Origin of the sequence: Variovorax sp. 770b2 (assembly GCF_900115685.1) — a bacterium.
GTDB lineage: Bacteria > Pseudomonadota > Gammaproteobacteria > Burkholderiales > Burkholderiaceae_C > Variovorax.
Window position 1 is genome coordinate 196,936 of sequence record NZ_FOXJ01000008.1, and the last position, 20,230, is coordinate 217,165.

22 protein-coding genes are annotated in these 20,230 nt (G+C 66.6%); 11 read left to right on the plus strand and 11 right to left on the minus strand.

Annotated features, from left to right (window positions below):
* Positions 1-4 precede the first annotated feature (4 nt).
* From rbsD to BM133_RS30400, 6 genes are all read right to left on the minus strand, one after another.
* Positions 5-403 (minus strand): D-ribose pyranase, encoded by a 399-nt coding sequence (gene rbsD, locus BM133_RS30375; protein WP_093442502.1) that lies wholly within the window; start codon positions 401-403, stop codon positions 5-7.
* A complete protein-coding gene (gene rbsK, locus BM133_RS30380; protein ID WP_093442504.1) occupies positions 400-1,374 on the minus strand; it encodes a ribokinase in 975 nt (324 codons plus the stop codon). The genes rbsD and rbsK overlap by 4 nt, the downstream gene beginning before the upstream one ends.
* Complete coding sequence (locus tag BM133_RS30385) at positions 1,371-2,477, minus strand: LacI family DNA-binding transcriptional regulator (RefSeq protein ID WP_093442507.1); 1,107 nt, start codon at positions 2,475-2,477, stop codon at positions 1,371-1,373. Before BM133_RS30385 ends, rbsK begins: the two co-directional genes overlap by 4 nt.
* Positions 2,478-2,502: 25 nt before the next feature.
* Positions 2,503-3,489, minus strand: a complete 987-nt coding sequence (locus tag BM133_RS30390; protein ID WP_093442509.1) for an ABC transporter permease — start codon at positions 3,487-3,489, stop codon at positions 2,503-2,505.
* The gene (locus BM133_RS30395; RefSeq protein ID WP_093442512.1) at positions 3,486-5,108 is read right to left on the minus strand and encodes a sugar ABC transporter ATP-binding protein; all 1,623 of its coding nucleotides are present in this window, start codon (positions 5,106-5,108) and stop codon (positions 3,486-3,488) included. Before BM133_RS30395 ends, BM133_RS30390 begins: the two co-directional genes overlap by 4 nt.
* A 123-nt stretch (positions 5,109-5,231) precedes the next feature.
* Positions 5,232-6,185, minus strand: coding sequence for a sugar ABC transporter substrate-binding protein (locus BM133_RS30400; RefSeq protein WP_093442514.1), 954 nt, complete (start codon positions 6,183-6,185; stop codon positions 5,232-5,234).
* 262 nt (positions 6,186-6,447) lie between these two features.
* Here BM133_RS30400 and ychF point away from each other — a divergent pair, with 262 nt between their 5' ends.
* Both ychF and BM133_RS30410 read left to right on the plus strand, forming a co-directional pair.
* Positions 6,448-7,539 carry a redox-regulated ATPase YchF gene (ychF, locus tag BM133_RS30405; RefSeq protein ID WP_093442516.1) on the plus strand — a complete coding sequence of 364 codons (1,092 nt, stop codon included), beginning with the start codon at positions 6,448-6,450 and terminating at the stop codon, positions 7,537-7,539.
* Between the two features lie 19 nt (positions 7,540-7,558).
* Positions 7,559-7,801: a hypothetical protein gene (locus BM133_RS30410; RefSeq protein ID WP_256219396.1), complete on the plus strand. Its 243-nt coding sequence runs from the start codon at positions 7,559-7,561 to the stop codon at positions 7,799-7,801.
* A 7-nt stretch (positions 7,802-7,808) separates the two neighbouring features.
* On the opposite strand, the gene BM133_RS30415 is transcribed toward BM133_RS30410, so the two are convergent.
* Positions 7,809-8,792 carry a S1C family serine protease gene (locus tag BM133_RS30415; protein WP_256219397.1) on the minus strand — a complete coding sequence of 328 codons (984 nt, stop codon included), beginning with the start codon at positions 8,790-8,792 and terminating at the stop codon, positions 7,809-7,811.
* A 137-nt stretch (positions 8,793-8,929) separates the two neighbouring features.
* Here BM133_RS30415 and BM133_RS30420 point away from each other — a divergent pair, with 137 nt between their 5' ends.
* Positions 8,930-9,604: a glutathione S-transferase gene (locus tag BM133_RS30420; protein WP_093442520.1), complete on the plus strand. Its 675-nt coding sequence runs from the start codon at positions 8,930-8,932 to the stop codon at positions 9,602-9,604.
* Positions 9,605-9,611: 7 nt separating this feature from the next.
* On the opposite strand, the gene BM133_RS30425 is transcribed toward BM133_RS30420, so the two are convergent.
* Entirely contained in the window at positions 9,612-10,082 is a 471-nt protein-coding gene (locus BM133_RS30425; RefSeq protein WP_093442523.1) for a YqaA family protein, read from the minus strand.
* 174 nt (positions 10,083-10,256) lie between these two features.
* On the opposite strand from BM133_RS30425, the gene dusB reads away from it, so the two are divergent.
* The 3 genes from dusB to purH are packed head-to-tail and all read left to right on the plus strand — an operon-like array spanning position 10,257 to position 13,193.
* Positions 10,257-11,315 carry a tRNA dihydrouridine synthase DusB gene (dusB, locus tag BM133_RS30430; protein WP_093442525.1) on the plus strand — a complete coding sequence of 353 codons (1,059 nt, stop codon included), beginning with the start codon at positions 10,257-10,259 and terminating at the stop codon, positions 11,313-11,315.
* A 19-nt stretch (positions 11,316-11,334) separates the two neighbouring features.
* Complete coding sequence (locus BM133_RS30435; RefSeq protein WP_007838304.1) at positions 11,335-11,571, plus strand: Fis family transcriptional regulator; 237 nt, start codon at positions 11,335-11,337, stop codon at positions 11,569-11,571.
* Positions 11,572-11,585: 14 nt separating this feature from the next.
* Positions 11,586-13,193, plus strand: coding sequence for a bifunctional phosphoribosylaminoimidazolecarboxamide formyltransferase/IMP cyclohydrolase (gene purH, locus BM133_RS30440; protein WP_093442528.1), 1,608 nt, complete (start codon positions 11,586-11,588; stop codon positions 13,191-13,193).
* 116 nt (positions 13,194-13,309) lie between these two features.
* Here purH and BM133_RS30445 read toward each other — a convergent pair whose 3' ends face one another.
* The 3 genes from BM133_RS30445 to BM133_RS30455 form a co-directional block, all read right to left on the minus strand.
* On the minus strand, positions 13,310-13,792 hold the full coding sequence (locus BM133_RS30445; protein ID WP_093442530.1) for a hypothetical protein: 483 nt from the start codon (positions 13,790-13,792) through the stop codon (positions 13,310-13,312).
* A 3-nt stretch (positions 13,793-13,795) separates the two neighbouring features.
* On the minus strand, positions 13,796-15,082 hold the full coding sequence (gene hemL, locus BM133_RS30450; protein WP_093442533.1) for a glutamate-1-semialdehyde 2,1-aminomutase: 1,287 nt from the start codon (positions 15,080-15,082) through the stop codon (positions 13,796-13,798).
* 126 nt (positions 15,083-15,208) lie between these two features.
* Positions 15,209-16,171 carry a bifunctional hydroxymethylpyrimidine kinase/phosphomethylpyrimidine kinase gene (locus BM133_RS30455; RefSeq protein WP_093442535.1) on the minus strand — a complete coding sequence of 321 codons (963 nt, stop codon included), beginning with the start codon at positions 16,169-16,171 and terminating at the stop codon, positions 15,209-15,211.
* Between the two features lie 111 nt (positions 16,172-16,282).
* On the opposite strand from BM133_RS30455, the gene BM133_RS30460 reads away from it, so the two are divergent.
* The 5 genes from BM133_RS30460 (at position 16,283) to BM133_RS30480 (ending at position 20,205) form a co-directional block, all read left to right on the plus strand.
* On the plus strand, positions 16,283-16,453 hold the full coding sequence (locus BM133_RS30460) for a rubredoxin (protein ID WP_007838397.1): 171 nt from the start codon (positions 16,283-16,285) through the stop codon (positions 16,451-16,453).
* 80 nt (positions 16,454-16,533) lie between these two features.
* Complete coding sequence (locus BM133_RS30465) at positions 16,534-16,932, plus strand: response regulator (protein WP_093442538.1); 399 nt, start codon at positions 16,534-16,536, stop codon at positions 16,930-16,932.
* Complete coding sequence (locus tag BM133_RS30470; RefSeq protein ID WP_042581921.1) at positions 16,932-17,297, plus strand: response regulator; 366 nt, start codon at positions 16,932-16,934, stop codon at positions 17,295-17,297. The genes BM133_RS30465 and BM133_RS30470 overlap by 1 nt, the downstream gene beginning before the upstream one ends.
* 19 nt (positions 17,298-17,316) lie before the next feature.
* Positions 17,317-17,850, plus strand: coding sequence for a chemotaxis protein CheW (locus BM133_RS30475; protein WP_093442541.1), 534 nt, complete (start codon positions 17,317-17,319; stop codon positions 17,848-17,850).
* A gap of 42 nt (positions 17,851-17,892) precedes the next feature.
* A complete protein-coding gene (locus BM133_RS30480; RefSeq protein WP_093442543.1) occupies positions 17,893-20,205 on the plus strand; it encodes a methyl-accepting chemotaxis protein in 2,313 nt (770 codons plus the stop codon).
* The last annotated feature ends 25 nt before the right edge of the window (positions 20,206-20,230 follow it).

Consider the following 20,230-nt stretch of genomic DNA (forward strand, 5'->3'; position numbering starts at 1 on the left):
GGCCTCAGAAGGTCACGCCCGAACAAAGAACGATGTTGGCGTAGGGCGTGCATTCGCCGGTGCGGATCACGGCCTTGGCGCGTGCGCTCAGGCGCTTGAGTTCTTCGTGCGAGATCGTCTCGGGCACCACGGCCAGCTGGCCCTCGCACCATGCGGGCAGCGCTCCGGCGGGCAGTTGCTCCAGCGCCTCGCGCGCCAGCAGCGCACGCTCCACCTGCATCTCCGACAGCACCGCCTTCAGCACGTCCGCGACGCGCGGAATGCCGGGCGTGAGCGCCAGGTCGATGCGCCTGGGGCCATCGGGAATCGGCAGCCCCGCATCGCCGATGACCACCATGTCGCCATGCCCCAGCGCGGCAATCACTTGCGAGAGTTCGGCATGCAGCAGAGGAGAGCGTTTCACAGCGTGATCCAGTCGGGAGGCAGGGGGCTTTGCAGCACGGCGTCGCGCTGCGGAATGGAGGGTTGGGCGCCGGGCTGCTGGATGCAGAGCGCCGCGGCGCGGATGCCCAGGCGCACGGCCTGGTCGAACGATTGGCCTTCGCCCAACGCCACGGCGAGCGCGCCGAGGAAGGTGTCGCCGGCGGCGGTGGTGTCGACCGCCTGCACCTTCGGCGCGGGATGGTGGCGCGCGCCGTCCGCATCGACGGCCACTGCGCCGCGCGCGCCGAGCGTGACGACCACGCGCGCGATGCCCTTGGCGCGCAGGGCCTGGCCGGCCAGCGCGGCGTCCTGCGGGCTGTCGGCCGATTGGCCGCACAGCGTCTGGGCCTCGATCTCGTTGACCACCAGCGTGTCGATGCGCGGCCAGAGCGGCTCGGCGATCGCCTGCACCGGCGACGGGTTGAGCAGCACCTTGCAGCCGGCTTCGTGCGCCACCGAAATGGCGCGTGCGACCTGGTCCATCGGCGTCTCGAACTGCGTCACGAGAAAGGCCGCGCCCTTCACTTGCTGGCGGAGGGCCGCCTCGTCGATCTCGACCTTCGCGTTGGCGCCGGGGATCATCACGATGCGGTTCTGCCCGCTGTCTTCCACCAGAATCAGCGCCGTGCCGGTAGGCTCGGCATCGACCGTGCGCAGCGCGGCGGTGTCGATGCCGTCGCGCGCCAGCGATTCGCGGAGCGCGCGGCCATGGGCGTCGTCGCCCACGCAGCCGATCATGCGCACCTGGGCGCCTTCGCGCGCGCAGCTCACGGCCTGGTTGGCGCCCTTGCCGCCGGGGATGTTGGCGATCGAATGGCCGAGCAGGGTTTCGCCCGCGGCCGGTGCATGGGGGACGCGCAGCACCAGGTCCATGTTCAGGCTGCCGAGCACCACGATGCGCGGAGGCGCCGGCGACGGCTCGGGACTGAGGGAAGAAGGCTTCGAACTCACGGCGTGCGGGACTTTCGGTTTTCCGTTGAAGGCGCTGCGCCGGAGGCGGACGCCGAAGAAGAAGGCGCGGGCGCACCGGGCGCACTGGGCTCGCGAAAGCTCGCATGGCGCGCGGTCGAGGCGCGCACGCGCAGCTCGGGCTGCAGCACCACCTTGCGCGCATCGCGCCGCTTGCCGCCCACGCGCTCCAGCAGCATGTCGACCGCCAGCGCGCCGATGCGCTCCTTGGGCTGCGCCACGGTGGTGAGCGGCGGGCTGGTGTAGGCCGAGAGTTCGATGTCGTCGAAGCCGACGATCGAGAGCTCGTCGGGCACGTGCACGCCGCTTTCATGCGCGGCGCGCAGGGCGCCGATGGCCATCAGGTCATTGCAGACGAACACCGCCGAAGGCGGATGCTCGGTGCGCAGGATGGCGTGCATCGCTTCGTAGCCGCTCTGGCTGGTGAAGCCGCCGCGCCACAGCAGCGCATCGGCGTTCGGCGTCGTGCCGGCCTCGGCCAGCGCCATGCGCCAGCCTTCGATGCGCTGCTCGCTGGGCGTGAGGCCCACCGGCCCGCCGATGCAGGCGATGCGCTTGTGGCCGAGCGACAGCAGGTGCCGCACCGCGAGCAGGCCGCCCTGCATGTGCGCGGTTTCCACCAGGTCGCAGCTCGGGTCGGCGATCTCGCGGTCTACCAGCACCGTGGGAATGCGCAGGCCCTGCAGTTGCGTGACCAGCGAGTCGTCGTCGCCCGTGGACACCACGATCAGCCCGTCGATGCGGCGTTCGGCCAGCACCTGCAGGTACACGCTCTGGCGGCGGGGCTCGTCGTCGGTGTTGCACAGCACCAGCGTGTAGCCGGCGCCGAAGCAGCGGTCTTCCACGATGCGCACGATCTCGGCGAAGTAAGGGTTGGAGCTGTTCGGGATCAGCATCCCGAGCGTCGAGGTGGTGTTGCTCTTCAGGCTGCGCGCCATCGCGTTGGGCACGTAGCCCAGTTCGCGGATGGCGAGTTCGACGCGCTCGCGGCCCTTGGCGCTCACATGGCGCGTGTCGTTGACCACGTGCGAGACGGTGGTGACGGAGACTCCCGCGCGCAGCGCGACGTCCTTGATGGTGGCCATGGCTTGTTCCTCGTTCCTGTAGGTGTCAGGCCAGGCGGCGGTCCGCGCGGCGCTGGCGCAAGGTGTCGATGATCACCGCAACCACGATCACGGCGCCCGTGATGATGCGTTTGCTCGGTTCGCTCGCGCCCACTTGCGCCAGGCCCGCTTCGAGCACCGCGATGATGAGCACGCCGAAGAAGGTGTTGACCACCGAGCCGCGTCCGCCCATGAGGCTGGTGCCGCCGATGACCACGGCCGCGATCACCTGCAGCTCGATGCCCACGCCCGCATTCGGGTCGGCCGCTTCCAGGCGCGCCGACTGCATGAGGCCCGCAAGCCCTGCGAGAAGACCGGTGACGGCGAACACGATGATGCGGATCGGCCGCGGGTCGACGCCCGCGAGACGCATCGCCTCTTCGTTCGTGCCGATGCCCACCACATGCCGGCCGAACACCGTGCGCGTGAGCACCATCTGCCCGACGATGACCAGCACCACCGCGAGCACGAAGGCGGCGGAGATGCCGCCGATCCATGGCGCGGCCAGGCCCGAGATGGCGTCGCCCACGTACTGCGTGCGCGAATCGGTCACCAGGTACGCGCCGCCGCGCACCGCTTCGAGCATGCCCAGCGAGACGATGAAGCTGGGCAGCCGCCAGGCGACCGACACCGCGCCGGTCACCGTGCCGCAGATGAGGCCGGTGGCCAGGCCGAGCACGGCCGCCAGAGGAACGGAGAGCTTCCATTCGAGGATGGCCGCCGCCGTTACCGCCGCACTGAGCGCGAGCACCGAGCCGACCGACAGGTCGATGCCCGCGATGATCAGCACGAAGGTCATGCCCACGGCCATCACGGCGAGCGCGGGGATCTCGTTGGCGATCGAGATGAAGGTGTCGCGCGTGAGGAAGTATTCGCTCATCGAGCCGAAGAGCGCGATCATGCCCACCAGGACGACTGTGAGTCCGAGGTAGGTGCCCAGTTGGCCCTTGAGGGCGGAGGTGCGCGGATTGGTTGTCGGGACGGCTGCGTTCATGGTGTCTCGGCAGTGGCCGGTTGGGCCGGGTTCGAATCGGAAAGGGGCGTGGTGGGCGTGGGCGAAGTGACGTGAGCGGGACGACCCGTGGCATCGCTGAAGGCAGCGGCGAGCAGCGATTGTTCGCTCCACTCGCCGCGCTCGAACACCGCGACCAGCTTGCCCGCGCTCATCACGCCGATGCGGTCGCACATCGCCATCAGTTCGCGCAGGTCGCTGGACACCATCAGGAGCGCCTTGCCGGCGTCGGTCATGCGGTCGAGTTCGGCGTAGAGGTCGGCGCGCGCACCGACGTCCACGCCGCGCGTGGGTTCATCGAGCAGCAGCACCTTGCATTCGCGGTGCAGCCAGCGCGCGAAGACCACCTTCTGCTGGTTGCCGCCGCTCAACGTGGCGACCGGTTGCTCGATGCTGCGCGAGCGGATGCGCAAGAGCTCCACCAGTTGCCGCGCGATGCTGCGCTCCTTGGCGCGCTGCAGCCAGCCGGCATGCGAGATCGCGCCCAGGTCGCTGAGCGTCGCGTTGACGCGGATCGATTGCGTGAGCAGCAAGCCCTGCGACTTGCGGTCTTCGGTGACCAGCCCGATGCCGGCGCGAATGGCCTGCATCGGCGAGCGCCAGCCCTTGCGCACGCGCTGCACCGGCTCTGCACCGGTCTTGGCGTCGTAGAGGGAAATTTCGCCGCGGTCCGCGCGGTCGGCGCCGAACAGGAGGCGCACCAGCTCGGTCCGGCCCGATCCGACCAGGCCGGCCAAGCCCATGATTTCTCCGGCGTGCAGGTCCAGGTCGACATCGCGCACCATCTGTGCCCGGCCGAGGCCGCGCGCGCTCAGCAGCACCGGTCCGGCGACGCGGCGCTCGCGCCCTTCGTGCTCGTGCACCGCACGGCCGACCATGCGCTGCACCAGTTCGGATTCGCGCACGCCGGCCATGGCGCGCACGTCCACCAGCTTGCCGTCGCGCAGCACCGCCACGCGGTCGGCGATGCGCTGCAGTTCTTCCAGGCGGTGCGACACGTAGACGATCGCGACGCCGCGCGCCTTCAGCAGTTCGATCTGCTCGAAGAGGTGCGAGGTCTCGCGCGGCGTGAGCATCGCGGTGGGCTCGTCGAGCACCAGCACGCGCGTGTCGTCCTGCAGGTTGCGCGCGATTTCCACCATCTGCTGCTGGCCGATGCCCAGCCGCGCGACGGGCGTGGCCGGGTCGATGTTCTCCATGCCGATCTTGGCGAGCTGGCGAGCGGCCAGCTCGTGCAGCCTGGCCTTGCGAATCCAGCCGGTCTTGTTGGGCAGCCGGTCGAGCAGCAGGTTCTCGGCCACCGACAGCGTGGTGACGAGGCCCAGCTCCTGCATCACCATGCGCACGCCCAGGCGCTCGGCATCGCGGCGCGAGCCCGGCTGGAAGGGCTTGCCGTCCAGCAGCATCTGGCCGCGCGTGGGCTGCACCAGGCCGCAGACGATCTTGGACAGCGTGCTCTTGCCGGCGCCGTTCTCCCCCGTGAGGGCGAGCACTTCGCCGGCGTTCAGCACGATCGAGACGTCGTCCAGCACCGGCGCTGCGTAGTCCTTGCCGAGCGCGCTCAGCGAGAGCACCGGCGCGCTGCGATTGTTGTCAGTCATCGATGGGCAACCTCATTCATTCCAGAAACACCACGGAACCGGCTTCGCCGGGCCGTGGGTGTTGCCCCCGGGAGGGGGTAGGCGAAGCGACACGCAGTGCGCGAAGCTGGGGGCAGGCAAGATTTATTTCGACGCCTTGGTGACCAGCACCACGTCGGTCTTCACTTCGGCGGGCATCTCCGACTGCTTCTTCTTGTCGGCGATGGCCTTCAGCGCGGTCTCGATGCCGAACACGGCCTGCTTGGCGGCGAACTGGTCGGCCGTGGCGAGCACGCGGCCGTCGGCCAGCATCGGCTTGATGGCGCCGATGTTGTCGTAGCCCGCCACCAGCACCTTGCCGGTCTTGCCCGCGGCCTTGACGGCGGCCACTGCGCCCAGCGCCATGCTGTCGTTGCCGGCGAGCAGCGCCTTCAGGTCAGGGTGCTCGCGCATCATGCCGGCGGCCACCGTGTTGCCCTTGTCGATTTCCCACTGGCCGGACTGCACGCCCACCACCGTCACGTTGGCGGCCTTCATGGCGTCCTGGTAGCCGAGGGTGCGCTGCTGCGCATTGAAGGTGGTCGAGACGCCTTCGATGATGCCGACCTTGTCGCCCGCCTTCAGTTCCTTGGCCAGCGCATCGCCCACCAGCTTGGCGCCCGCGCGGTTGTCGGGGCCGACGAAGGGCACCTGGATGCCCTTTTCCTTGAGCGCGGCGGCGTCGAGCTGGTTGTCGATGTTGACCACCAGGATGCCCCTGTCGATCGCGGCCTTGATCACGGGCACCAGCGCCTTCGAATCGGCCGGCGCGATGACCAGCGCGTTGATCTTCTGGGCCACCATCTGCTCGACCATCTTGATCTGGGCCGAGGTGTCGGTCTCGTCCTTGATGCCGTTGGCCACCAGCGTGTACTTGGCGGCGTTGGCCTTCTGGTGCGCCTTGGCGCCGTCTTCCATGGTGCGGAAGAACTCGTTGGCCAGCGACTTCATGACCAGCGCGACCTTGGGCTTGTCCTGGGCGAAGGCGGGCGTGGCGGCGATGGCGCCCAGCAGCGTGAGCGCGGCGGCGCTTTGCAGGGTGCGGCGGGTGAACTTCATGGTGTGTCTCCTGAGGTGGTTGAGCAGTACGCCGGTTCTCTGCCGGGGGCTCCGATATTACCCAACGAAAACGTTTGCGCAAACGTTTGCTAATCGGTGCTAACCCTGACTTTCCTTGTCTTTTCGGGAGGGGCGCCGCGCACGGCCGCCCGAAGCGGCCGCCCCGCCCCCGGAAGGGGGTAGGAGAAGCGACACGAAGTGCGCGAAGCCTGGGGGAGAACCTGGACAGCCTAAAATCGCGGGTTACCCAAGAGGACCTCCCATGAGTTTGCAATGCGGCATCGTCGGCCTGCCCAACGTCGGTAAATCCACTCTTTTCAATGCGTTGACCAAGGCCGGCATCGCGGCGGAAAACTATCCGTTCTGCACCATCGAGCCCAACGTGGGCGTGGTGGAAGTGCCCGATCCGCGGCTTGCCCAGCTGAGCGATATCGTGAAGCCCGAGCGCGTGGTGCCCGCCATCGTCGAATTCGTCGACATTGCCGGTCTCGTGGCCGGCGCCAGCACCGGCGAAGGCCTGGGCAACAAGTTTCTCGCGCACATCCGCGAAACCGATGCGACGGTGAACGTGGTGCGCTGCTTCGACGACGACAACGTGATCCACGTGGCCGGCAAGGTCGATCCGATCTCCGACATCGAAGTGATCCAGACCGAACTTTGCCTGGCCGACCTCGCCACGGTCGAGAAGGCTCTGCACCGCCACACCAAGGTCGCGCGCTCGGGCGACAAGGACGCGCAAAAGCTGGTCGGCCTGCTCGAGCGCTGCCAGGCTTCGCTGAACGAGAACATCCCGGTGCGCGCGCTGGAGTTCACCAAGGAAGAGCAGCCGCTGGTCAAGAGCTTCACGCTGATCACCGCCAAGCCCGCGATGTTCGTGGGCAACGTGGCCGAAGACGGCTTCGAGAACAACCCCTACCTCGACCGCCTGCGCGAATACGCGGCCAAGCAGGGCGCCCCCGTGGTCGCCATCTGCGCCAAGATCGAGGCCGATCTCTCCGAGATGGACGACGAGGACAAGAAGATGTTCCTCGCCGAAATCGGCCAGGACGAGCCGGGCCTGAACCGCCTGATCCGCGCCGCCTTCAAGCTCCTGGGCCTGCAAACCTACTTCACCGCCGGCGTGAAGGAAGTGCGCGCCTGGACCATCCACATCGGCGACACCGGCCCGCAGGCGGCCGGCGTGATCCACGGCGATTTCGAGAAGGGCTACATCCGCGCCCAGACCATCGCGTTCGACGACTACATCGCCTTCAAGGGCGAGCAGGGCGCCAAGGACGCGGGGAAGATGCGGTCGGAAGGCAAGGAATACGTCGTGAAGGATGGCGACGTGATGAACTTCCTGTTCAGTTCCTGAGCGTGCAAGCCCCCTTTTGATGAGTCATCCCAAGATTGTCATCATTGCGGGGCCCAATGGCGCGGGCAAAACCATGACCCGCGACCAACAACTCAACCAGGCGAAAGACAAGGATTTGCCCGCGTCGCTGATTGCGATACAGCGCGCGGCCCATGCAGCGCGCGAGGCTGCCGTGCGCACGAACACCGCCATCGTGGTGCAGCGCGATCAGAAGCTGGTTCGCATCACGGCGGAGGAACTCCGCAAGGCAGGGGTGAAGTAAGCCTTGGCTACTTCGCCGCCTGCTGCTTGCCCCACACCACCGTGTTGTCCACCGCATAGGCCGCACACACCACCTTGCGTTCGGCACACCCCTTGAGATGCTCGGTCAGCGCGGCCGAGTTGGTGGCGGTGCCGAACTTGTTGTCGCTCGTGATCAGGAACGCACGCGGGCGCGCCTGCAGCAGGAACTGGCGGTACGCGGCGCGTATCTGCGCGGGGTCTGCGCCCACGACCGGCAGGCCGGCTTCGTCGGCCAGGTCGGCATGGCCTGAAGACACGGGTTCGCCGTTCGGGCCGAGCGCCACGCCGACGTTCTTGAGCAGCTCGCGCCACTTCGTCATCTCCGCGATCACGCGCTGCGGCAGCTCCATCACCCACTGCGCCGGATAGGCAAAGCCGAGGTTCGCGCCGCCGGGCGCCACGCTGTCGGTGACGCCGACCAGCCGGCCTTCGGCATCGAACAGCCCGCCGCCGCTGGAGCCCGAGGAAACCGGCGCGGAGGTCTGGATGATCGGCAACTGCCCCTGGGCCCTCGGCCGCAATGCGGAGATCAATCCTTCGGACAACGTGAGCTCCAGCCCTTGCGGGCTGCCGATGGCAAACACGCGCTGGCCGACGCGCAGGTCGTCGACCGGCGCGATCTGCACGGCCGGCAACTGCAGCGGTGCTTCGGTCATCAGCACGCACAGGTCGCGCGAGGGATCGGGGTCGCGCAGGATGCTCTTGATCTTGATGGTGGCCTGGCCCTGCGTCACCGTGGCCGACATGGCGCCGTTCACCACATGGCAGGCGGTGACCAGTGCGGCCGGTGTCACGGCGACCGCGCTGCCGACGGAGGTCTTGTTGTTGTCCTGGTCGCCCTTCACGGTCCAGACCGCGGGCGATGCCTTGCGAAAAACTTCCTCGGGCTGCAGCGCCCAGGCGTGACAGGTCAGCGCGCCGAGCCAGAGGCCGGCTGCCAGGGGCTTCCAGGGCCGGATGGGTTTTTTCATTCGCATGAGTGTAGGAAGCGGACCTGCCGGTTCCCCGTAGGCGGGGGCGCTGTGTCCGGGGGTGCGAAAGCGCCGTGGGCCCGGTTTCCTGTTGTTAGACTGCGCGCGCCCCGATTTCTCCACAAGGCTTGCCCCCCATGCTCACCGTCCACCACCTCAACAATTCGCGCTCGCAGCGCGTGCTCTGGCTGCTCGAGGAGCTCGAACTGCCGTACGAGATCGTTCACTACCAGCGCGATCCGCAAACCATGTTGGCGCCCGCTTCGCTCAAGGCCGTTCACCCGCTGGGCAAGTCGCCGGTGGTGACGACGGACGACGGCCTCACGCTCGCGGAATCGGGCGCGGTGATCGAGACGGTGATCGAGCGCTACGGCCACGGCCGCCTCGCGCCCGCGGCCGGTACGTCCGAGGCGCTGCGCTATCGCTACTGGCTGCATTTCGCCGAGGGCACGGCGATGTCGCCGCTGCTGCTCAAGCTGGTGTTCGACCGCATCGAGACGAGCAAGATGCCCTTCTTCGCGAAGCCGGTGGCCAAGGCGATCGCAGCGAAGGCGAAGTCGGCGTTCATCAATCCGAACATCGCGAACCAGCTGAACTACATGGAGTCCGAACTCGGCAAGAGCGAGTGGTTCGCCGGCGACGAATTCACGGGTGCCGACATCCAGATGAGTTTCGTGGTCGAAGCCTCGCAGGCGCGCGGCGGCCTCGATGCGAAGCGGCCGAAGCTCATGGGGTACCTCGAGCGCATCCATGCGCGACCGGCCTACAAGCGCGCGTTGGAACGCGGCGGGCCCTATGGCCTGTTGAGCTGAGGTTCCGTCAGTTCGGGAAGATGTAGATCAGCGCCACGGTCATGCAGACGTAGCGCAGGAACTTCCCGATGGCCATGTAGCCAAGGCACGGCCAGAACGGAAACTTGAGCCAGCCCGCGACCGCGCACAGCGGATCGCCCACCAGCGGCAGCCAGCTCAGGAGGCACGCCTTGGGCCCCAGCCGCTCGAGCCAGCCGAGCACGCGCACGTGGTGTTTCGAGTGCGAGTATTTGTCAGCGACCTTGTGCGCGCCGTAGCCCATCCACCAGTCGACCGCGCCGCCCAGCGTGTTGCCCACCGTCGCGACCGCGATGGCGGGCCAGAACATCTCGGGGTTGAGCCGCAGCAGGCCGAACAGGATGGGCTCCGAGCCCACCGGCAACAGCGTGGCGGAGACGAAGGCGGCGACGAACAGCGTCGAGAGACCGTACTGCGGCAGCGCCAGCAGCGCCATGAGGGAGTCGAGCCAGGCTTGCATAAGGTCGGCGCAGTATAGGCAGCGCCCACATCGCAACCGCGTCGGAGAAGGCCCCGCGAAACATTGGTGTTTACGCCTGTCCCGCGGGCGCAAATCGTTTCAGTCGCTGAAATCGCAGGTGGCTACAATCGTGCCTCATTTTTCAGCAGCCGAACGCGCACCGCTCCCTTTCCAATGACCTTGCAGATCGGCACCCACACGCTGGAAAACCGCCTGTTCGTCGCGCCCATGGCCGGCGTGACGGACCGGCCCTTCCGCATGCTGTGCCGCGAACTCGGCGCGGGCTACGCGGTCAGCGAGATGGTCACCTCGCGCAAGGAACTCTGGGGCACGCTCAAGACATCGCGCCGCGCCAACCACGACGGCGAGCCGGGCCCCATTGCGGTGCAGATCGCCGGCACCGATGCGGCCATGATGGCCGAGGCCACGGTCTACAACATCGAGCGCGGCGCACAGATCATCGACATCAACATGGGCTGCCCGGCCAAGAAGGTCTGCAACAAGTGGGCCGGTTCCGCGCTGATGCGCGACGAGCCGCTGGCGCTTGAAATCGTGCAGGCCGTGGTCGATGCGGCGCAACCCTACAACGTGCCGGTCACGCTCAAGATGCGCACCGGCTGGAGCGAAGACAGCCGCAATGCGGTGAAGCTCGCGCGCGATTTCGAATCGGCCGGCGTGCAGATGCTCACCGTGCACGGCCGCACGCGCGAGCAAGGCTACAAGGGCCATGCCGAGTACGACACCATCGCCGCCGTGAAGGCCGCGGTGCGCGTGCCGGTGGTGGCCAATGGCGACATCACCTCGCCCGAAAAGGCGCGCGACGTGCTCGCGGCCACCGGCGCCGACGCGGTGATGGTCGGCCGCGCGGCGCAGGGCCGGCCCTGGATCTTTCGCGAGATCGCGCATTTCCTGGAAACCGGCACGCACCGCGCGCCGCCGCTGGTCGCCGAGGTGCGCCGCCTGCTGCTGGATCACCTGGTGGAGCACTACGCGCTCTACGGCGATTTCAGCGGCGTGCGCACCGCACGCAAGCACATCGGCTGGTACGTGCGCACGCTGCCCGACGGCGAGGCGTTTCGCGGCCGGATGAACACCATCGAGGACTGCGCCGAACAGCTGCGCGCGGTCGGCGATTATTTCGACGGGCTTGCGGACCGGATGGACCGCATGCCCGAACACCAGGCGGCCGAAGAACTGTCCGGTGAAGAGGAGGCGGCCTGCGCCGTCGATTGAGAGAAGAAGAGAAGAAGCAATGAGCAAGAAACACATCGAGGACTGCGTGCGCACCAGTCTGGACAGCTACTTTCGCGATCTGCGCGGCACCGAACCCGACGGCATGTACGAGATGCTCGTGCGCGTGGTCGAGAAGCCTTTGCTGGACGTCGTGATGACGCGCGCCGAGGGCAATCAATCCAAAGCCGCGCAATGGCTGGGCCTGAATCGCAACACGCTTCGCAAGAAGCTTGTCGAACACAAACTTTTGAAATAACCACGGCATACCCCATGGCCCAGACTGCACTCATCTCCGTTTCCGACAAGACCGGCATCCTCGAATTCGCCCAGGCGCTGCATGCGCTGGGCATCAAGCTGCTGTCCACCGGCGGCACCGCCAAATTGCTGGCCGATGCGGGCCTGCCGGTGACCGAAGTCGCCGATCACACAGGCTTTCCCGAAATGCTCGATGGCCGCGTGAAGACGCTGCACCCCAAGATCCATGGCGGCCTGCTCGCGCGGCGCGACCTGCCCGCGCACGTGGCGGCGATCAAGGAACACGGCATCGACACGATCGACCTGTTGATCGTCAACCTCTATCCGTTCGAGTCGACCGTGGCCAAGGCCGGCTGCACGCTCGAGGACGCGATCGAGAACATCGACATCGGCGGCCCGGCCATGGTGCGCAGCGCGGCCAAGAACTGGAAGGACGTGGGCGTGCTCACCGACGCGGCGCAGTACCCCGTGGCGCTCGCCGAGCTCAAGGCCGGCGGCAAGCTCAGCGACAAGACCAAGTTCGCTTTCTCGGTGGCTGCGTTCAACCGCATCGCCGATTACGACGGCGCCATCAGCGACTACCTCTCGGCCATCGACTTCGACGCCAGCATCGGCCAGCCCGCGCCGACCCGCACGCTGTTCCCGGCGCAAAGCAACGGCCGCTTCGTGAAGGTGCAGGACCTGCGCTACGGCGAGAACCCGCACCAGCAGGCCGCGTTCTACCGCGACCTCCATCCGGCGCCCGGCTCGCTCGTGTCGGCCAAGCAATTGCAAGGCAAGGAGCTCAGCTACAACAACATCGCCGATGCGGACGCCGCATGGGAATGCGTCAAGAGCTTCGACGTGCCGGCCTGCGTGATCGTGAAGCACGCCAACCCCTGCGGCGTGGCCGTGGGCAAGGACGCGAACGAGGCCTACGGCAAGGCCTTCAAGACCGACCCGACCTCGGCCTTCGGCGGGATCATCGCCTTCAACCGCCCGGTCGATGGCGAGACGGCGCAGGCGATTGCCAAGCAGTTCGTCGAAGTGCTGATGGCGCCGGGCTACACGCCCGAAGCGCTCGCCGTGTTCCAGGCCACCAAGGTCAAGCTCAACGTGCGCGTGCTCGAGATCGCGCTGCCGCCGGGCGGCAAGACCGACTGGGAAAACGGCCGCAACCTGATGGACGTGAAGCGCGTCGGCTCGGGCCTGCTCATGCAGACCGCCGACAACCACGAGCTCGCCGCGAGCGACCTCAAGGTGGTCACCAAGAAGCAACCCACGCCGCAGCAACTGCAAGACCTGCTGTTCGCATGGAAGGTCGCGAAGTTCGTGAAGAGCAACGCCATCGTGTTCTGTGCCGACGGCATGACGATGGGCGTGGGCGCGGGCCAGATGAGCCGCCTCGACTCGGCGCGCATCGCGAGCATCAAGGCCGAGCATGCAGGCCTGTCGCTCAAGGGCACGGCGGCGGCGAGCGACGCCTTCTTCCCGTTCCGCGACGGCCTGGACGTGGTGGTGGATGCGGGTGCGAGCAGCGTGATCCAGCCGGGCGGCTCGATGCGCGACCAGGAAGTGATCGACGCCGCCGACGAGCGCGGCGTGGTGATGGTGCTCTCAGGCGTGCGGCACTTCAGGCATTGAGGGGAGCTTCCCCGGCTTCTTCGAGAACACCGCGGAACCGGCTTTGCCTGGCCGCTGGTGTTGCCCCTGGCAGGGGGAGGCGCGGCGATACAAAGCGCGCGCAGCCTGGGGGCGACCTATTCGTGGGTGCCGAACCGGTATTTCAGCTGGAAGGTGATCGCCCCGTAGAGGCGGTTCTTGATCGTCGGCACGTAGGCGATGTTCAGGCCCCAGTTCTTGCCCTCGATGGCGGCCGTCGGAAGGATGGCCGGGAACCAGTTGCCGTTGCGGTAGTTGGGGTAGCCGTCGAAGCCGCCCACCACCGCGCCGAACTTCACACCGTAGAACTCGAAGGGCAGCACATACAGCCCGATGTAGTGCGACTGCCGCCGGTCGCTGTTGTGGAACGTGCCCGCCGTGATGCGGTAGGTGTCGCTCAGCGGGTATTCGAAGCCCAGGCCGAAGTTGGAATTTTCCAGGCCCTTGCCGCTGTCGAAGTGCGCCGAATAGAAGCCCGGGTTGACCCAGATGTTCTTCGGCTCGAAGGACGCCTGCGCATGCGCCAGGCCGGGTAGAAGAAGAGCAACACTCAATACCGGCAGCAGGCGCAGGGCGTTCATGTTCTATGGCGTTCTGAAAATCTCTCGGGCCGCTTCTATGGTGGCCGCGATATCTTCCTCCCCGTGTGCCGCGCTCACGAAGCCTGCTTCGTAGAGCGCGGGGGCAATATACACGCCGCGATCCAGCAAACCGTGAAACAACGCATTGAACTTCGCGTTGTCGGTTGTCATCACGGTGGCATAGTTTTGCGGCAGGTCCTTCATGAGGAAGAAGCCGAACATGCCGCCTTCGCTGTCGGCGTTGAAGGGCCGGCCTTCGGCGGCCGCGGCGGCCTTCAGGCCATCGACCAGCGAGCGCGTCTTCTTGCCCAGCGCTTCGTAGAAACCGGGCTTGGCAATTTCCTTCAGCGTGGCGAGGCCGCAGGCCGTGGCCACCGGGTTGCCCGAGAGCGTGCCGGCCTGGTAGACCGGGCCCTGCGGCGCGAGCTGTTCCATGATGGCGCGCGGTCCGCCGAAGGCCGCCAGCGGCATGCCGCCGCCGATGACCTTGCCCAGCACCGTGAGGTCGGGCTTGATGCCCAGCACGCCCTGCGCGCCGTGCAGTCCGACGCGAAAGCCGGTCATCACCTCGTCGAAGATCAGCAGCGCGCCGTGCTGCGTGCAGAGATCGCGGCAGCGCTGGGCGAACTCGGGCGTGGCGCGCACGAAGTTCATGTTGCCGGCGATGGCTTCGATCATCAGGCAGGCGATGTCGTTGCCGTGCAGCGAGAAGGCTTCCTCGAGCTGGGCGACGTTGTTGTACTCGAGCACGAGGGTGTGCTGCACCACCTCGGGCGGCACGCCGGCCGAGGTCGGGTTGCCGAAGGTGGCCAGGCCCGAGCCCGCCTTCACGAGCAGCGCGTCGGCATGGCCGTGGTAGCAGCCCTCGAACTTGACGATGCTCTTGCGGCCGGTGGCGCCACGCGCCAGGCGCAGGGCGCTCATGGCGGCCTCGGTGCCCGAGCTCACGAGCCGCACCATTTCCATGGAAGGCACCAGCGCGAGGATGGCCTCGGCCAGTTCGATCTCGCGCTCGGTGGGCGCGCCGTAGGAGAAGCCTTCGAGCACGGCCTTCTGCACCGCTTCGACCACGGCGGGGTGGCCGTGGCCCAGGATCATCGGGCCCCAGGAGCCGATGTAGTCGATGTAGCGCTTGCCGTTGGCGTCCCAGAAATAGGCGCCTTCGGCGCGCTGGATGAAGCGCGGCGTGCCGCCGACGGCTTTGAAGGCGCGCACGGGCGAGTTCACGCCGCCGGGGATCACGGCGCGGGCGCGCTCGAAAAGAATGTCGTTTTTGTCAGTGGTAGGCATCGCAGCGAAGGGGAGGGTTTTCAGGGGAGGGCCGCCGCGCACGGCCGCCCGAAGCGGCCGGCCCGCCCCCGGTAGGGGGTTGGCGAACCGACACGAAGTGCGGGCAGCCTGGGGGCGAGCAACATTTCAGTGTCGGGTGTCGTGAGGGGGCAGGGCAAAGTCCTGGGGCGCGTCCGGGTCGTCGTCTTCGTCGTCGTCCTCGGGTTCGGCCCAGAACAGCCGATCGGGCAGCACATGGCCCATGCCGGGGCGGAAACCCGCGTCCAGGCACCGGTCCATGTAGGCCAGGGCCTCGCTGGTGGCGGCCACCAGGTCGGTGCCGCTTGCGAGCAGGGCGGCCAGCGCGGCCGAGAGCGTGTCGCCCGCACCGGCGAAGACCGCCTCGAGCCGCTCGTACTTCTCGCTGGCGAGCACCGACTGCGGCGAGGCCAGCACGTTGTCGATGAACTGCTCGGGCAGCACCATGCCGGTCACCAGCGTGTAGGGCACGCCGAATTCGCCGGCCGCCTTGGCGATGTCGCGCGCGCCGGGCGGGCGATCGCCGCTCCAGTCCGGAAGGAGCCACCGCCACAGCGTGCTGTGGTTTCCAACCAACACCGTCGTCTGGGGCAAAACGAGCTCGCGAAAGGCGTCCAGGTAGGCTTCGATCTGGTCCTCTTCCCACCAGGACAGGTTGGGCATGTAGGCCACCACGGGCACGTCCGGGTAGTCCGAGGCGGTCTCGGCGATCGTGCTCAGGGCGTCGGGCGTGCCGACGAACCCCACCTTGATCAGCTGGACTTCCACGTCCTCCAGGATGGCGCGCGCCTGCTCGGCGATGGCCTCCTCGTCGAACGCGAAATGATCGAATATCTCGGCCGTGTCCCGGGCGTAGGCGCCGGTGACGACGGGCAGAATGTGTGCGCCCACCGACGCCATGGCGAGGGTATCGGCGCCTAGGCCTCCGGCACCGCTCGGATCGCTGGCGTTGAAGACCAGCACGCAGGGCGGATTCAGGTCGCGTTCGGCGAGCGCTTCGGCGTCCTGCAAGGGGTCGTTAAGATCGCCCGGTTTGCGGGCGTTGTCTGCTGGAAGTAAGTAGATGGTCATACGCCGGGCGGAATCTCTTGGATGGTGGCATAGGCGCGACGTTTATAGCTCGCCAGTGAGATACGCATAGATACACTCGTTGCATTTAATGAACAAGGACTTTAAGCTCCGATGAATACGAAAACTTGGATGTGCCTGATTTGTGGGTGGATCTATGACGAAGCGGTGGGTGTACCGGAAGACGGGATCGCGGCAGGCACGGCCTGGGCCGATGTTCCGATGAACTGGACCTGTCCTGAGTGCGGTGCGCGCAAGGAAGACTTCGAAATGGTTGAAATCTGAAAGATTGGCATAGGGCTACGCGATCTGCGTCGATGTACGGCGCGGCGGGCATCCAAGTCTCATGAGCAGGAGCGTTTGCAATGGGCCCGAATGGATCAGGTTACAAGGTGCTGGTCATCGATGACAGCAACACCATCCGGCGCAGTGCCGAGATTTTTCTGAAGCAGGGTGGGCACGAGGTTCTTCTGGCGGAAGACGGTTTCGATGCGCTCTCCAAGGTTAACGACCACAAGCCGCATCTGATTTTCTGCGACATCCTCATGCCGCGTCTGGACGGCTACCAGACGTGCGCCATCATCAAGCGCAACGCCCATTTCTCCAAGGTTCCGGTCGTCATGCTGTCTTCGAAAGACGGTGTATTCGACAAGGCCCGCGGCCGCATGGTCGGATCGCAAGACTACCTGACCAAGCCTTTCACCAAAGACCAGCTGCTGCAGGCCGTGCAGCAGTTTGGCATCGTTCAACAGGAAGCGCAGTAATGCCTATTCGAAAAATCCTCGTCGTCGACGACTCCAAGACCGAACTGGTGTTCTTGACCGACCTCCTCCAGAAAAACGGCTTCGCCGTGAAGACGGCCGAAAACGCCGACGACGCGATGCGCCGCCTGGAAGAAGAGCAACCCGACCTGATCCTCATGGACGTGGTCATGCCCGGCCAGAACGGCTTCCAGCTCACGCGCGCCATCGCCCGCGACCCGAAGTACGCGGCCATCCCGATCATCCTGTGCACCAGCAAGAACCAGGAAACCGATCGCGTCTGGGGCATGCGCCAGGGCGCACGCGACTACATCGTGAAGCCGGTCAACGCGGCCGATCTGATGTCCAAGATCAGCGCGCTGGCCTGAGCAGGAGTCGGCTGAGTCCATGGCGAATCGCGACGCACTGAGAGCCTTCCAGTCCCGGCTTGCAAGCCGTCTGCAGGCTGCGCGCACGACAGGCGTGGCCGCGACGTGGCTTGCCGTCGAGGCGGGCGAGGGCAAGTACCTCTTTCCGCTGGGACACGCCGGCGAAATCTTTCCCTGGACGCCGCCACAGCCCGTGCCCTACACGGAGCCGTGGTTCCTTGGCGTCGCCAACCTGCGCGGCGGCCTCTACGGCGTGGTCCAGCTGTCGGGCTTCGCCACGGGCGGGCCGGGCACGCAGGCCGCCACCGAGGCGGCGCGCATGCAATCGCGGCTCGTTGCGTTCAACGAGCTGCTCGAAGTCAACTGCGCATTGCTGGTCGACCGACTGGCGGGGTTGCGGGGCGCGGAGGCCTTCACGGCCTCCGAACCTCCGGGCGCAGAAGCACCTGCGTGGCATGGGCATCTGTACACCGACGCAGCAGGGGAGCGCTGGCAGGAAGTCAACCTGCAGGCGCTTTCGCAGCAACCCCAGTTTTTGAGTATTGGTGCGTAGTGCCTTGGCACGCAGCACTGGCAACCACCTGAAGGACCGACCGTGAGCTCGATCGCCGACAAGTTCAAGAAATTACTGCCCGTGAGCAACGGGAACGACAAGACCCGCGTCGACGGCTCCGGTTCGATATCGCTCGACGATGTCGATACGGTTCAGGTTCCGGACGAGAAAACCGTGCGCCTGGTGAGGAAGGGCGAAAGCTCCTCTCCCGTGGCGCCCGCGCCAGCCGGCTTCGCCGATGGCCTTGCTGGCGGCGAGACGCCAGATGCGCTCGACGCGGCGGCCCTCGAAGCCGTTCCGCCCGCCGGGCGAACGGGTTCCAACCCCGCCAGGCAACAGCGGATCCTGGCGATCATGCTGGCGATCGTGGTGTTGCTGCTGCTCCTGGTGGCCGGTTCCGCCATTCTTCGCGCGGAACGCCTCGCCCAGCAGGTGGCGGCCACCGGCCAGTCGCTGATGCAGTCGCAGCGTCTGGCCAAGTCGATCTCCCAGGCCCTCGTGGGCAGCGCCTCGGCGTTCGTCGAAGTCAAGGACAGCGCCGACGACCTCTCGCGCCGCGTCTCGGGCCTGACCAACGGCGACGACGCATTGCGTCTGGAGCGCGTGGGCAACCAGTACGACGAGGAGATGAACAAGATCAATCCCCTGGTCGCACGTGCCGACACCAGCGCCAAGGCCGTGCTGGCCCAGCGCCAGATCCTGACCCAGGTGGGTGCCGCCTTGCGCGACATCAACCAGCAGTCGTCCACGCTGCTCGAAATGACGGAAACCGTCGCGTCGCTGAAGATGCAGCAGAACGCCACGCTGCCCGAGATCTCGGCCGCCGGCCAGCTCGTGATGCTGACGCAGCGCATCGGCAAGTCGACCAACGAGTTCTTCACGGTCGAGGGTGTGAACCCCGACGCCGTGTTCCTGCTGGGCAAGGACCTGAACACCTTCCAGGAAACCACCCGCGGCCTCTTGGACGGCAATGCGCAACAGCGCTTCCCCGGTTCGAAAGACCCGCAGACCCGCCAGCAACTGGAAGCCATCCTGAAGACCTACGAGCAGATGCGCACGCAGGCGTCCGCCATTCTGGGCAACCTGCAGGGCCTGGTGGCAGCGCGCGAAGCGCAGGCATCCATCCTGACTGACAGCGAGCCGCTGCGTAAGTCGCTTGGCGACCTGCAGGACAAGCTCTCCGCCCGCACCGGCCTGGGCGCCGGAACGATCGTGCTGCTGTTCGTGCTGTCGCTGGCCGCCCTGGCTCTGGCCGGCGCCATCGGTTTCGTGCAGGTGCGCGAAGGCCGCGAACGTGCCGCCAACGCCGAACGCGAACGTCTGGCTGCCGAACAAACCTCCGAAGAAGCCGGCCGCGTGAACAACGCCAACCAGGCCGCCATTCTTCGGCTGATGAACGAACTGCAGACAGTGGCCGAAGGCGACCTGACGCAGGAAGCCACCGTGACCGAGGACATCACCGGCGCCATCGCCGACTCGGTGAACTACACGGTGGAAGAACTGCGTTTGCTGGTGGGCAACGTGCAGAACACGGCCACCCGCGTGGCGCAGACGACGTCGCAGGTGGAAAGCACCTCGACCGAACTGCTCGCCGCCTCGACCGAACAGCTGCGCGAGATTCGCGAAACCGGCCAGTCGGTGCTGACCATGGCCGAGCGAATCAACGGCGTGTCCACGCAGGCGCAAGAGTCCGCCACGGTGGCGCGCCAGTCGCTGCAGGCCGCATCGTCGGGTCTGCAGGCCGTGCAGAACGCCATTGGCGGTATGAACTCCATCCGCGACCAGATCCAGGAAACCTCCAAGCGCATCAAGCGCCTGGGCGAATCGTCGCAAGAGATTGGCGAAATCACCGAGCTGATCTCGGACATTACCGAACAGACGAACGTGCTGGCGCTGAACGCAGCCATTCAAGCGGCATCGGCCGGTGAAGCCGGTCGAGGCTTCTCGGTGGTGGCCGAAGAAGTTCAGCGACTGGCCGAACGCTCCGCAGACGCCACGCGCCAGATTTCGGCGCTGGTGAAGGCGATTCAGACCGACACCCAGGATGCGGTGGGCGCCATGGAGCGCTCCACGCAGGGTGTGGTCGAAGGGGCCAAGCTGTCCGACAACGCGGGTACCGCGCTGACCGAGATTGACCGGGTGTCCCGACGCCTGGCCGAGCTGATCGAGCAGATTTCGCAGTCCGCCTCCCGCGAAGCCGATTCGGCCAACGTGGTGGCAGCGAACATCCAGCACATTTTTGCGGTGACCGAGCAGACCGGAGAAGGTACGCGTACCACGGCCCAGCAGGTGCGCGAACTCTCGCAGATGGCCGAAGAACTGCGCCGCTCGGTGGCTCGTTTCAAGATTGCCTGACAACCGATAGATAAGAACGGCGAGC

Coding starts and splice junctions, on each gene's coding strand:
- BM133_RS30415 (WP_256219397.1), bottom strand. CDS start 8,792: ATGAAAAAACCCATCCGGCCCTGGAAGCCCCTGGCAGCCGGCCTCTGG.
- BM133_RS30470 (WP_042581921.1), top strand. CDS start 16,932: ATGCCTATTCGAAAAATCCTCGTCGTCGACGACTCCAAGACCGAACTG.
- BM133_RS30390 (WP_093442509.1), bottom strand. CDS start 3,489: ATGAACGCAGCCGTCCCGACAACCAATCCGCGCACCTCCGCCCTCAAG.
- BM133_RS30455 (WP_093442535.1), bottom strand. CDS start 16,171: ATGACCATCTACTTACTTCCAGCAGACAACGCCCGCAAACCGGGCGAT.
- BM133_RS30475 (WP_093442541.1), top strand. CDS start 17,317: ATGGCGAATCGCGACGCACTGAGAGCCTTCCAGTCCCGGCTTGCAAGC.
- BM133_RS30395 (WP_093442512.1), bottom strand. CDS start 5,108: ATGACTGACAACAATCGCAGCGCGCCGGTGCTCTCGCTGAGCGCGCTC.
- BM133_RS30410 (WP_256219396.1), top strand. CDS start 7,559: ATGAGTCATCCCAAGATTGTCATCATTGCGGGGCCCAATGGCGCGGGC.
- BM133_RS30460 (WP_007838397.1), top strand. CDS start 16,283: ATGAATACGAAAACTTGGATGTGCCTGATTTGTGGGTGGATCTATGAC.
- BM133_RS30420 (WP_093442520.1), top strand. CDS start 8,930: ATGCTCACCGTCCACCACCTCAACAATTCGCGCTCGCAGCGCGTGCTC.
- purH (WP_093442528.1), top strand. CDS start 11,586: ATGGCCCAGACTGCACTCATCTCCGTTTCCGACAAGACCGGCATCCTC.
- BM133_RS30385 (WP_093442507.1), bottom strand. CDS start 2,477: ATGGCCACCATCAAGGACGTCGCGCTGCGCGCGGGAGTCTCCGTCACC.
- BM133_RS30435 (WP_007838304.1), top strand. CDS start 11,335: ATGAGCAAGAAACACATCGAGGACTGCGTGCGCACCAGTCTGGACAGC.
- ychF (WP_093442516.1), top strand. CDS start 6,448: ATGAGTTTGCAATGCGGCATCGTCGGCCTGCCCAACGTCGGTAAATCC.
- BM133_RS30445 (WP_093442530.1), bottom strand. CDS start 13,792: ATGAACGCCCTGCGCCTGCTGCCGGTATTGAGTGTTGCTCTTCTTCTA.
- hemL (WP_093442533.1), bottom strand. CDS start 15,082: ATGCCTACCACTGACAAAAACGACATTCTTTTCGAGCGCGCCCGCGCC.
- BM133_RS30400 (WP_093442514.1), bottom strand. CDS start 6,185: ATGAAGTTCACCCGCCGCACCCTGCAAAGCGCCGCCGCGCTCACGCTG.
- BM133_RS30425 (WP_093442523.1), bottom strand. CDS start 10,082: ATGCAAGCCTGGCTCGACTCCCTCATGGCGCTGCTGGCGCTGCCGCAG.
- dusB (WP_093442525.1), top strand. CDS start 10,257: ATGACCTTGCAGATCGGCACCCACACGCTGGAAAACCGCCTGTTCGTC.
- BM133_RS30465 (WP_093442538.1), top strand. CDS start 16,534: ATGGGCCCGAATGGATCAGGTTACAAGGTGCTGGTCATCGATGACAGC.